Genomic DNA, 12772 nt, shown 5'->3' with positions numbered 1-12772 from the left:
ATCAAATCTAAATTTTGCATTTTTACTAAAGAAACTAACCGCTATTTATTCATCTTTACGTTTATAAGGAATTTATATGTCTAAACCATTACTTCAAATTGCTCTTGATTCTCTCAGCCTTGAAAAAGCAGTTGCTGACGCTAAACAAGCAGAAAATGTTGTGGATATTATTGAAATTGGGACAATCCTAGCCTGTGCAGAAGGAATGAAAGCAGTAAGCACATTACGTGCATTACACCCTAATCATATTCTAGTCTGCGATTTAAAAACTACCGATGGCGGTGCAATTTTAGCCAAAATGGCATTTGAAGCTGGGGCGGATTGGCTTACGGTCTCTGCGGCGGCGCACCCTGCAACAAAAGCAGCCTGTAAAAAAGTGGCTGATGAATTTAACCAAGCCCACCCTGAATTGAAAGTCAAAAAAGAAATTCAAATCGAAATCTACGGCAACTGGACATTTGAAGATGCACAAGAATGGGTAGATTTAGGCGTTAAACAAGCAATTTATCACCGCTCTCGTGATGCTGAATTAGCAGGTAAAGGCTGGACAAATGAAGATATTGCCAAAATGAAAAAACTTGAAGAACTTGGCTTAGAACTTTCTATTACAGGTGGTATTGTACCTGAAGAAATTCATCTATTTAAAGATATTAAAAATGCAAAAGTATTCATTGCAGGCCGTGCCTTAGTCGGTGAAAAAGGCAAAGAAACTGCCAACGCAATTCGAGCTGAAATTGATAAATACTGGCCATAGCGCTTACTTGTTATAAAAAAAGACCGCTACTACAAGCGGTCTTTTTCTTAATACTTCTGTAATTCTATTAAGCAAATCTAAACTTATTGAACAGCAACAATTTGCCCTTCTTGATAATCCACTACAACCTCTTTATTTGGTAACAATTTACCTGATAAAATTTGTTGTGCTAATGGATTTTCAACTTCTTGTTGAATCGCACGTTTAAGAGGTCTTGCTCCAAATAATGGATCAAATCCTGCTTCACCAATATGATCTACCGCTGTATCTGTTACTCTCACATCATAACCATGTTCCGCCATACGTTTAATTAAACGTTGTAACTGAATACGAGCAATCGCACGAATATTTGCTTTATCTAACGGGTGGAATACAACTGTTTCATCAATACGGTTAATAAACTCTGGACGGAAATGTTGTCCAACCACATTCATTACCATTGATTTCATTTCATCGTAACTCATATTTTCCGCATTCTCTTGGATTAAATGTGAACCCAAGTTTGAAGTCATAATCACAACAGTGTTACGGAAATCAACTGTACGCCCTTGACCGTCTGTTAAACGTCCATCATCAAGCACTTGTAGTAAAATATTAAAGACATCTGGGTGTGCCTTCTCCACTTCGTCAAGTAAAATCACTGAATATGGACGACGGCGAACAGCTTCGGTTAAATAACCACCCTCTTCATAGCCAACATAACCCGGAGGTGCACCAACTAAACGAGATACACTATGTTTTTCCATAAATTCAGACATATCAATCCGAATCATTGCATCTTCACTATCAAATAAGAAATTTGCTAAGGTTTTGCACAATTCCGTTTTACCGACTCCTGTTGGTCCAAGGAATAGGAATGAGCCAATTGGGCGATTAGGATCAGATAATCCAGCACGGCTACGGCGAATTGCATTGGCAACCGCATCAACAGCTTCTGCCTGTCCAATCACACGTTTGTGTAGCACTTCTTCCATGTTAAGTAGCTTTTCTTTTTCTCCTTCCATCATTTTAGAAACAGGAATACCTGTGGCACGAGAAAGTACTTCCGCGATTTCTTCGTCTGTTACTCGAGTACGCAATAGTTGTCCACTATGCTCATCAAATTCACTTTTCTCTGCGTCTGCAAGTTGTTTTTCTAAATTTGGAATAATGCCATATTGCAACTCTGCCATTTTCTCAAAGTCATTTTCTCTGCGTGCTTGTTCCATTTTTAAACGGGCTGTTTCTAACTCTTCTTTAATATGCTGTGCACCAAGTAACGCAGATTTTTCTGCTTTCCACACTTCTTCAAGCTCCGCATATTCACGCTCACGAGCAGTTAGATCCTCAACTAATTTTGCAAGTCGCTGTTTACTCGCTTCATCATCTTCTTTTTGTAACGCTTGTTGCTCCAATTTAAGCTGAATAATACGACGTTCTAACCGATCAAGTGGCTCAGGCTTAGAATCAATTTCCATACGTAAACTTGATGCTGCCTCATCAATTAAATCAATTGCTTTATCAGGTAATTGACGATCACTAATATAACGATGCGATAATGTTGCTGCAGCAACAATCGCAGGATCGGTGATCTGAACGTGATGATGAATTTCATAACGCTCTTTCAAACCACGCAAAATAGCAATGGTATCTTCCACTGTTGGTTCATCAACTAACACTTTTTGGAAACGGCGTTCAAGGGCTGCATCTTTTTCAATATACTGACGATACTCATCAAGAGTTGTTGCTCCAACACAGTGTAATTCGCCACGAGCCAAAGACGGTTTGAGTAAGTTTCCTGCGTCCATTGCACCGTCAGTTTTCCCTGCACCGACCATAGTATGAATTTCATCAATAAATAAAATAACTTGCCCTTCTTCTTTAGCCAGTTCTTTTAATACGGCTTTTAAACGTTCTTCGAATTCACCACGGTATTTAGCACCAGCAATCAATGCCCCCATATCAAGGGATAATACTCGTTTATTTTTTAACCCTTCTGGCACTTCACCATTAACAATACGTTGTGCTAATCCTTCTACAATCGCTGTTTTACCAACACCCGGCTCACCAATAAGAACGGGATTATTTTTAGTACGACGTTGTAATACTTGAATAGTACGGCGGATTTCTTCATCACGCCCAATAACAGGATCAAGTTTGCCACTTCTCGCACGTTCGGTTAAATCTACCGTATATTTTTGTAATGCTTGGCGGGTTTCTTCCGCATTTTGACTATTCACGTTCTCTCCTCCACGAATTTTTTGAATTACAGCTGTTACTTTCTCTTTTGTCAGCCCTAAATTCTTTAATAATTTGCCTAATTCTCCACTATCTTCTAATGCCGCTAATATAAATAGTTCAGATGAAATAAAGCTATCGCCAAACTGTTGAGCTAATTTATCGCACTGATTCAGTAAACGAACTAATTGCTGAGAAAGTTGAATATTAGAACCTTGCACTTGTGGCAAACGGTTAATATTCTGTTCTAACTCACTCACTAATTGTGTAACAGGAACATTTAACGCTGTTACAAGCGGTGTGATCGCACTATCATTTTGCTGAAGTAACGCTAACATCAAATGCACTGGCTCAATGTAAGCATTATCTTTCCCAACTGCTAACGACTGAGCATCTGCAATCGCAGCTTGAAATTTACTGGTAAATTTATCTATATTCATATATTTTCCTAATATTCCTATTTATTCTGTTTTAAAATCTGATAAGCATTTCTGAATGCTCTTGCTACAAAACATAAATTGGGATTGTCAAGTATATTTCAAGTAAAAATGTGAAGTATTTCACAAAAAAATTCTTAATGCTTTATAAAAAAACAAAAAAGCTGACTATGCAAATACACAGTCAGCCTTAATATTTAAAATTTTTTACTTTTATAAACTTATTTATTTTAATCCTGCAGCTTCACGCAATTCGGCTGCTTTATCGGTTTTTTCCCAAGGGAAATATTCACGCCCAAAATGCCCATAGGCTGCCGTTTCACGGTAAATTGGGCGAATTAAGTCAAGCATTTGAATTAAGCCATAAGGACGTAAATCAAAAAATTCACGCACTAATTTTACTAATATTTCATTGCTTACCTTTCCAGTTCCAAAAGTTTCCACCATAATAGAAGTTGGTTCAGCAATACCGATTGCATAAGAAAGCTGAATTTCACAACGATCCGCTAAACCTGCTGCGACAATATTTTTTGCCACATAACGAGCTGCATAAGCCGCTGAACGGTCTACTTTAGATGGATCTTTACCTGAGAAAGCGCCGCCACCGTGACGTGCTGCACCGCCGTAAGTATCAACAATAATTTTACGCCCCGTTAAACCACAATCGCCCATTGGACCACCAATCACAAAACGCCCTGTTGGGTTAATGAAATATTTGGTATTTTGGCTTAACCATTCACTTGGTAAAATTGGCTTGATGATTTCTTCCATTACTCCTTCAAACACTTCTTTTTGTGAAACGTGTTCTGCGTGTTGAGTAGAAAGCACGACGGCATCAATACCTTTGATTTTGTTATCTTCATAAATAAATGTTAGTTGGCTTTTTGCATCTGGACGCAACCAATCTAACGTACCATTTTTACGCACTTTCGCTTGCTGCTCCATTAAACGGTGTGCATAAGTAATAGGTGCTGGCATCAACACTTCTGTTTCATTTGTTGCATAGCCAAACATAATGCCCTGATCGCCTGCTCCTTGTTCTAGTGGGTTAGCACGATCAACCCCCTGATTAATATCTGGTGATTGCTTCCCGATAGCATTTAGCACCGCACAAGAATGTGCATCAAATCCCATATCTGAATGCGTATAGCCAATATCGCAGATGACTTTTCGAGTTAAATTCTCAATATCTACCCATGCTGAAGTGGTAATTTCGCCACCGACTAATGCCATACCTGTTTTTACATAGGTTTCACAAGCCACTCGTGCTTTAGGGTCTTGCTTAATAATTTCATCTAGTACTGCATCAGAAATTTGGTCTGCAATTTTGTCTGGATGCCCTTCTGAAACCGATTCAGATGTAAATAAATTGATCGCCATCTTGCTATCCTTTTGATTTATATAAATTTTTCTCAATAAACAAGCGGTAAATTATGCAAAAAATTTGCAAAATCTAACCGCTTGTAGAAATTCACTCAACTGGAAGTTCTTCCATCTAGACGTCTATAATACACAAACTATGCTATTTGAACAAGCGATCTTTAATCAAAATCCCAAGGATACTTTCCATTATTCTCCGCTATATGCCTTTCATTAATTAATTTAAGAAACTTGTATCCAAGTTCGGCCGACTGTTCTGAAGTTAGAGTCAGTTTTTCTTTCACATTTTCGATAAATGCAGGCATATATCTTGTTACATCAAGAATATAGTTCACGGAAATATGCTTTGTACATTTGCCAATATATTTAAGCTGATTAAGTGCCGCTAACACATTGGTATCATTTGATGCTCCACTATGCCAATTTACTGCAACCATTTTTGCTGTTTGACGCTTCATTACATAGCAGTTTGTATCTATGTGAAAATTTTTAGAAAACCGCCATTTCATAGAAAATCCACCATTGCTAGACTCCACGTTATAATTTAATTTATCTGCAATTTTATTTTCATAGTACCCAATAGATTCCATAGTATCTATACACACATAATTTCCATTAATATCATACATTTTCCGCAACGAGTAAGCATAATCTGCTCCTGTATCCAACAAAGTTTTCACCCCTGTTTCTACATGGTTTGGCTCATACCAATTATCATCATCTAAGTAGCAAATTATCTCTTCTTTTACTAGAAATGGAGCTATTGCATTGATACTACTGTTTGTCCAACCATCTTTCCCTGTATTCATTGGTAAATAGGTTACAATGACATTAGGAAATTTATCTAAAATCGCTTTAGCTTGCTTAGCGTAGTCCTCACCGTCCACAAATACATAGTGTTTACACGGGTAAGTTTGAGATTCTACGGATAAAATAGCTCGCTCTAGTTCAGGGCGTCCAATGGTTGAAGTAATAACAGCAACGGTAGGTTGATGGATTAATATATCTGACATTTTTATAATAAGCTAAAAAAATAAGAGCTGTTACTTTAACCAATTTTTAATCAAGTACCAAATTATTTTTGAATAGCTCTGCATAAGAAAAACTTTTATGATAAATTTAACAAAATTTGTCTAAGCTATACTAAATTGCCAATGAAAACGATAAAAGAAAAAAGCCAAAAACTATTACAACACCTTAATTATCATTATCAACAGTTTGAAAATTACTTTACAAGCGGTTCATTTGGGGTCAAATTTTACCCTTTTTTAATGTATCCCTGCATACGCCATAGCCAATTATTAGTTATACGGCTATTCGCTATACTCAGTGTATTTATCGGTATCTATTTCTTTTTCGCCGAATTTATTACTATTTTATTCAGCCCTTCTCTCTTAACCTATACACAGCATACTCTCTTTGAGCTAGCTCAACCGATCGGTACAATTATTGATGATCGTGTATTACAACTCTCTCCTCTTTCTTTTGCCGTTCGGGCTTCTTTTCTACTACAAGGCTATCTATTTGCTTTGATTTATCTTTTTGCAGTAACTCGCACAACCCAAGGATTTCGGGTTATGAGTAGTATTTTATCTATCTGTTTTGCAAGCGGAATGGCATTAATTTATTCTGCACAAGGGGGGAAATTTACAGAAGGCGGATTACAAAACTTAGGAATGGGCATTACTTTTTGTCTAGGCAATATCATCTTAATTATCACAGGGCTAACTATAAACTCACCGAAACTTATCTTTTTCAAACGATTCAGTTTAATTGCGGGTATTATTGGTTTAACTGCTATTATTTTTTCGCTATTTGAACCAACCTCTTACCTACCAATATTAGAACGGCTAAGCCTTTATACTATTTTAAGTTGGGAAATTGTAGCGGGATTCGCCATTTTAAAACAGGTTAATAAATAATGAAAAAAAACTCCCGTTTTTACAACGCTATCGCCAACTTATTCAGATTCCAACGATTAGCAGTTTACAGCCTGAATATGATCTCACAAATAAACCGTTAATCGATTTACTTGCTAATTGGTTAGCTGAATTGGGATTTAAAACTGAAGTAATAAAGATAGAAAATAGCCGAGAAAAATACAATTTACTGGCAACTTATGGAGAAGGGGAAGGCGGGTTACTCCTTGCTGGACATACGGATACCGTTCCCTTTGATCAACATCGCTGGCAATTTGATCCCTTTGATTTAACAGAGCATAACGGTAAATTGTACGGGCTTGGTACTGCTGATATGAAAGGATTTTTTGCGTTTATCATTGATGTAGTAAGCCAACTTGATCTCTCAACTCTGCAAAAACCACTACGAATTCTTGCTACCGCTGATGAAGAAACCACAATGCTTGGAGCGAGAACTTTTGCCCAACACGCCCATATTCGCCCAGATTGTGCCATTATTGGTGAACCAACCTCGCTTAAACCTATTCGAGCTCATAAAGGGCATATGGCTGAATCCATAACTGTTATAGGTAAATCTGGGCATTCTAGCGATCCTGCAAACGGTATCAATGCTATTGAAATAATGCACCAAGCAACAACACAATTACTTCAACTAAAACAGACATTACAGAATAATTACCACAACGAACTGTTTAAAATTCCTTACCCGACAATGAATTTTGGTAATATTCACGGGGGTGATGCCCTTAATCGAATTTGTGCTTGCTGTGAATTACAACTAGAAATTAGGCCCCTGCCTGAACTAGCTGTACAAGATCTTCAAGCACTACTTAATCAAAGCCTAATGCCACTGATTGAGCAATATGGGGATCAAATTGAAATTCGCCATATTCATAGTGGCATTCCAGGCTATGAATGTCAGCATACAGCACAAATTGTCCAAGTAGTAGAAAAACTATTGGGCGAAAAATGCGGGACGGTAAATTATTGTACAGAAGCTCCCTTTATTCAGCAGATTTGCCCAACACTTGTACTTGGTCCTGGCTCAATCAAACAAGCTCATCAACCTGATGAATTTCTAGATAGCCATTTTATTAGCCCAACTCAAGAACTTTTAAAAAAGCTAATCCTACATTTCTGCCAATAAACATTTTCAACATCTTAAGTTATCACTTTCATCAAAGCGTAAATAACTAAATTTGCGCTTTGCAAAATTTATCTATACAAGATAAAAAAACACAAAATTAACATTTATTTTACAATCATAAGATATTATGATAAAAGTACCCACTTCCCTTATTTTCTAGATAATAAAAAATTTAGCCCTATTACACAAAATAATCTCAAACTAACCGCTTGTTTATAAGATAACACTATGTTTTTAGACTCTTTTTTATTTAGTATTAACGTAACATTACCCACAATACTTATGCTATTGCTTGGTATTTTCTTACGGCATATAAAAATGATTGACGATCATTTTTGCCAAATAGCCTCTAAATTAATTTTTAATATTGCTTTGCCAGCTTTACTATTTACGAATATTGTAAAAAATCCAGCAGATTACAGTAGCCAAATATGGCTACTTAGCGCAGGTTTTTTAAGCACATTGATACTTTATACAGGTTCAGAATGGTTAGCCTCTCGCTATATTGTTGATCGTTCCTATCGTGGAATTTTCGTACAAGCTATTTTTCGGGGTAATAGCGGTATTTTAGGACTTGCCTTATGTATCAACGCATATGGCGTTTATGCCATTGCACCTGCTTCAGTCTATACGGCTTGTATTACTTTATTATTTAATGTCTTAGCGGTTATTACTTTAACAAAATCATTAAGTAACAAGCCCCTTAACCTTTTTCAACTAATTATTTCCATTATAAAAAACCCATTATGTATTGGGATTGCTCTTGGCTTATTTGTCAGTAAATTAGAAATAACAATTCCTGAACCACTAATGAAAACAGGTGATTATCTCGCTCATATATCTCTACCTGTTGCACTTATATGTGCAGGAGCAAGTCTAAATTTCAAACAATTAAAACAACTCCAACAGCAAGATAATCATTCATTACAAACCCATAAAATAATTTGGTGGGCAAGTTTTGGACGATTAATTGTCTCCCCATTACTCGCTATTATAATTGGTAAATATATATTCAATCTTGAACCAATGTTATTAGGTATTTTATTTTTGATGTCTTCAACACCAATTGCTGCCGCAAGCTATGCAATGGTACGAAATTTCGGAGGTGATGCGGTTACTTCAGCAAATTTAATTGCTGTAACTGTAATTGGCTCAATGATTTCTTCAAGCATTGGGCTTTTTATTCTTCGACAGTGGCAATGGATTTAATTTAACACATAAAAAAGCCCCCTAATAAAGGGGGCAAAACTTTTGATAGATTCTGGAGGTATTGAATCACGTTTTATAAAGGAGACAAATAAAACTGAATCAAAAGTAAAAACCTAAAGGAAAAAGTCTTACAAAATGAATAGATTTTCAAATTTCGTTGGCTCCTCTTGCTGGACTTGAACCAGCGACATACGGATTAACAGTCCGCCGTTCTACCGACTGAACTAAAGAGGAACATAACGTTGATAATAATATGCTAAAGCATCTTAGAAATCAAATATTCTCGCATTGCTTTGCAAATCTTTAAATGTCGCTAAACTTTATTTACAAATCGGACAATTCTGCTGTTTAGATAATGCCATTTCTCGTACAGAAAAGTTAAATCCATCAATCATCAATAGTTTGCCCGATAAAGTTTGTCCTACATTCATAATAATTTTCATTGCTTCTAATGCTTGTAAACTACCTACAACGCCAACAATAGGAGCTATTACTCCCGCTTCTACACAGCTTAATGTATTTTTTCCAAATAGCTGGCTTAGACAGCAATAACAAGGTTCATTTTGTTGATAACGGAAAACAGCAAGTTGCCCTTCAAAACGAATTGCAGACCCAGATACAAGCGGTCGTTTATGACGAAAACATTGCAAATTAAGCATATTACGAATTTCAACATTATCAGTGCAATCTAATACCAAATCATAATTGGCGATTAATTCTCCCCACTCAGTTTCGTTCAATTTAGCATCACATACCTCAATCTCAATATGAGGGTTCAATGCCTGTAATTTATTTCTCGCCGATTCTACTTTAGGTTTGCCAATATCCTGATCTAGGTGCAATACTTGACGCTGTAAATTTGAAAGTGATACCGTATCGAAATCAACTAACATTAAATGACCAACGCCACCACTCGCTAAATATTGAGCAGCAGCACAGCCAAGCCCTCCCAGCCCAACAATTAACACTCTACTTGCTTTCAGCTTTTCTTGCCCATCAAAATCAACAGACTTTAATACAATCTGGCGATTGTAGCGAAGCATTTCTTGGTTACTTAATTCCATTATGTTAAAAAGCCTTCTAATAATTCATTTAAAAATAGTTTACCTTTTTGCGTAATTTGCCAATCGAAAGCCGTTTCACAAATATAGCCTTTTTCCAAAGCGTTCTCCATCATTGGCTCAACGGTTTGACAAGTTAGCCCTGTATAAGCTTCAAACTCGCTTTTAGGCGTAGCTTCCAGTAATCGAAAACGATTCATAAAAAACTCAAATGGACGATCAGGCAACGCTATATTCTCTTGTTGATATAAATAATCACTACGCATATACCCTTTTGGGTGCTTCGTTTTGCTAAATCTATAAATTTTTCCCGTTGGATAGCTTATTTTACCATGAGCACCACAGCCAATCGCTAAATAATCACCAAATCGCCAATAATTCAAATTATGTTGGCATTGATAGCCTTTTTTAGCATAGGCAGAAGTTTCATATTGCTCATAACCCGCATCTATTAAAAGTTGATGCCCTTGTTCAAAAATATCCCATAATTCATCATCATCGGGTAATGTTGGCTGGCGATAATAAAACATTGTATTCGGCTCTATCGTTAGCTGATACCAAGACAGATGAGGAGGAGAAAGAGAGATCCCTTTGCGAAGATCATCCAACGCTTGGCTAACCGATTGATTGGGTAAGCCGTGCATTAAATCAATATTAAAACTGCGTAACCCCGCATTTACAGAATTTTGGGCAAATCTAACCGCTTGTTCAGCCTCTTTATTATCGTGTATTCGTCCTAATTTCAGTAATTTTTCAGGTTCAAAACTTTGAATTCCCATTGAGATACGGTTTACACCACCTTGAGCATAGCCAATAAACCTCTCAGCTTCTGCCGTACCAGGGTTAGCCTCTAGCGTAACCTCTAAATTTGGCTCAAAAGCAATACGTTTTTCTATCTCCGCTAATAAATAACCAATACTCTCTGCTGAAAATAGACTAGGCGTACCTCCACCAATAAAAATTGAATGTATTTTACGTTCACCAATCGCTATTTTATACCGTTGCAAATCTTGGGTTAAGTCTGCTAATAGATGCTGAATATAATCTGATTCTGGAATAATACCCTTTTGAGCGTGAGAGTTAAAATCACAGTATGGGCATTTCTGCACACACCAAGGAATATGAATATAAAGGCTTAATGGTGGTAGTGTTAATTTCACAAAGACTCTGTTTATTTAGGTTAATGAAAAGAAAAATAGCGACATTATTTTTTGTCGCTATTTGCTTGTCTACGTTGTTACCATAGCAGTAATTAATCGCAAGGCACAATTTTTATTGCTAATCCCCCCGTTGAAGTTTCACGGTATTTCGCATTCATATCACGTCCTGTCTCGTACATTGTTTCGATAACTTTATCTAAGGTTACTCGTGGCTGAGAAGTCAAACGTAATGCCATTCGGCAAGCGTTAATTGCTTTAACAGAAGCAATGGCATTACGCTCAATACAAGGCACTTGCACTTGTCCTCCCACAGGGTCACAAGTTAATCCTAAATTATGTTCCATCGCAATTTCTGCAGCGATACAAACCTGATCAGGCGAGCCTCCCATAATTTCAGCAAGGCCTGCAGCTGCCATTGAACACGCCACACCGACTTCACCTTGACAGCCAACCTCAGCTCCCGAAATAGACGCATTCATTTTATACAATGAACCAATAGCACTGGTAGTTAAAAAATAACGCTCAATAATATCAGGTGTTAGCTCGCCGACAAACTGACGATAATAGGCTAATACTGCAGGAACAATACCACAAGCTCCATTTGTTGGAGCAGTAACCACTCGGCCACCTGCAGCATTTTCTTCATTAACCGCTAGAGCATATAAATTGATCCAATCAATAATCTGCATTGGATCATTATTTAATTTATCATTCGCCAACAGATTACGGCGTAATGCAGCTGCTCGACGTACAACTTTTAATGGCCCCGGTAATAATCCTTCTGTATGTAAACCATGTTCAATACATTCGTCCATTGTTCGCCAAATTTTAGCTAAATAATCACTAATTTCTTGCTTAGAATGTAAGGCTAATTCATTTTTCCACATTAAGCTCGCCAGAGGTAGCCCTTGCTCCTTACAATGCTTAAGTAGATCTGCCGCATTTTTATATGGAAATGGAACTTCAACACTACTCTGTTTATCATTATCAAAATTTTCATCTGAAACAATAAACCCACCACCAATAGAATAATAAGTTTTCTCAAATAACAATTTATCTTGATTAAATGCCTTAAAAATTACACCGTTTTCATGACGGGGCAAATAATCAAAATGGAATGGCATATTTTCCAAAAAGTCAAACTCAATGACCTTGTGATATTCAGGTAATGCTTCCGCAACTGCTAATTTTTTATCCGTTTTAAGTTGTGCGACAACAGTATCAATACGTTCAATATCTACATTATCGGGTAAATAGCCCATTAATCCCATAATAATAGCAGTATCCGTATTATGTCCTCGTCCTGTAAGTGCTAGCGAGCCGTAAACATCAACTAACAAGCGGTCTGTTTCTGCTAATAAATTATATCGGATAAGTTCATCAACAAACTCTTTTGCCGCTTTCATTGGTCCAACAGTATGGGAGCTAGACGGCCCAACTCCCACCTTAAACATATCAAAAACACTAATCATAGAAATCCCACAACTT

General features: G+C 36.9%; 10 protein-coding genes and 1 tRNA gene. 4 read left to right on the top strand and 7 right to left on the bottom strand.

All coding sequences use genetic code 11. The annotated features are described in order from the left end of the window. Nucleotides 1-76: 76 nt before the first annotated feature. Complete coding sequence (locus tag A6B43_RS07270; protein ID WP_124210317.1) at nucleotides 77-754, top strand: 3-keto-L-gulonate-6-phosphate decarboxylase UlaD; 678 nt, start codon at nucleotides 77-79, stop codon at nucleotides 752-754. 83 nt (nucleotides 755-837) lie between these two features. Here A6B43_RS07270 and clpB read toward each other — a convergent pair whose 3' ends face one another. The 3 genes from clpB to A6B43_RS07255 all read right to left on the bottom strand — a co-directional run bounded on the left by clpB (nucleotide 838) and on the right by A6B43_RS07255 (nucleotide 5801). Beyond that, nucleotides 838-3411, bottom strand: a complete 2574-nt coding sequence (clpB, locus tag A6B43_RS07265; protein ID WP_124210316.1) for an ATP-dependent chaperone ClpB — start codon at nucleotides 3409-3411, stop codon at nucleotides 838-840. A gap of 222 nt (nucleotides 3412-3633) precedes the next feature. Then, nucleotides 3634-4788 (bottom strand): methionine adenosyltransferase, encoded by a 1155-nt coding sequence (gene metK, locus A6B43_RS07260; protein WP_124210315.1) that lies wholly within the window; start codon nucleotides 4786-4788, stop codon nucleotides 3634-3636. A gap of 161 nt (nucleotides 4789-4949) precedes the next feature. Beyond that, nucleotides 4950-5801: a glycosyltransferase family 2 protein gene (locus A6B43_RS07255; protein WP_124210314.1), complete on the bottom strand. Its 852-nt coding sequence runs from the start codon at nucleotides 5799-5801 to the stop codon at nucleotides 4950-4952. A 141-nt stretch (nucleotides 5802-5942) separates the two neighbouring features. Between A6B43_RS07255 and A6B43_RS07250 the strand changes: the two genes are divergently transcribed. The 3 genes from A6B43_RS07250 (at nucleotide 5943) to A6B43_RS07240 (ending at nucleotide 9063) form a co-directional block, all read left to right on the top strand. Beyond that, the gene (locus A6B43_RS07250) at nucleotides 5943-6710 is read left to right on the top strand and encodes a DUF998 domain-containing protein (RefSeq protein ID WP_124210313.1); all 768 of its coding nucleotides are present in this window, start codon (nucleotides 5943-5945) and stop codon (nucleotides 6708-6710) included. After that, a complete protein-coding gene (gene argE, locus A6B43_RS07245; protein WP_124210312.1) occupies nucleotides 6703-7854 on the top strand; it encodes an acetylornithine deacetylase in 1152 nt (383 codons plus the stop codon). Before A6B43_RS07250 ends, argE begins: the two co-directional genes overlap by 8 nt. 228 nt (nucleotides 7855-8082) lie before the next feature. Next, on the top strand, nucleotides 8083-9063 hold the full coding sequence (locus tag A6B43_RS07240) for an AEC family transporter (protein ID WP_124210311.1): 981 nt from the start codon (nucleotides 8083-8085) through the stop codon (nucleotides 9061-9063). A 158-nt stretch (nucleotides 9064-9221) separates the two neighbouring features. Here the strand turns inward: A6B43_RS07240 and A6B43_RS07235 are convergent. The 4 genes from A6B43_RS07235 to A6B43_RS07220 all read right to left on the bottom strand — a co-directional run bounded on the left by A6B43_RS07235 (nucleotide 9222) and on the right by A6B43_RS07220 (nucleotide 12756). Beyond that, a tRNA-Asn gene (locus A6B43_RS07235) sits at nucleotides 9222-9297 on the bottom strand. 86 nt (nucleotides 9298-9383) lie between these two features. Next, nucleotides 9384-10127: a molybdopterin-synthase adenylyltransferase MoeB gene (gene moeB, locus A6B43_RS07230; protein WP_124210310.1), complete on the bottom strand. Its 744-nt coding sequence runs from the start codon at nucleotides 10125-10127 to the stop codon at nucleotides 9384-9386. Beyond that, nucleotides 10127-11284, bottom strand: a complete 1158-nt coding sequence (hemW, locus tag A6B43_RS07225; RefSeq protein WP_124210309.1) for a radical SAM family heme chaperone HemW — start codon at nucleotides 11282-11284, stop codon at nucleotides 10127-10129. Before hemW ends, moeB begins: the two co-directional genes overlap by 1 nt. A gap of 92 nt (nucleotides 11285-11376) precedes the next feature. Beyond that, nucleotides 11377-12756 (bottom strand): L-serine ammonia-lyase, encoded by a 1380-nt coding sequence (locus A6B43_RS07220; protein ID WP_124210308.1) that lies wholly within the window; start codon nucleotides 12754-12756, stop codon nucleotides 11377-11379. Between the last annotated feature and the right edge of the window lie 16 nt (nucleotides 12757-12772).

The sequence above is a fragment of the Vespertiliibacter pulmonis genome (assembly GCF_013377275.1).
GTDB lineage: Bacteria > Pseudomonadota > Gammaproteobacteria > Enterobacterales > Pasteurellaceae > Vespertiliibacter > Vespertiliibacter pulmonis.
This window is presented reverse-complemented; position numbering and strand designations above follow the sequence as displayed.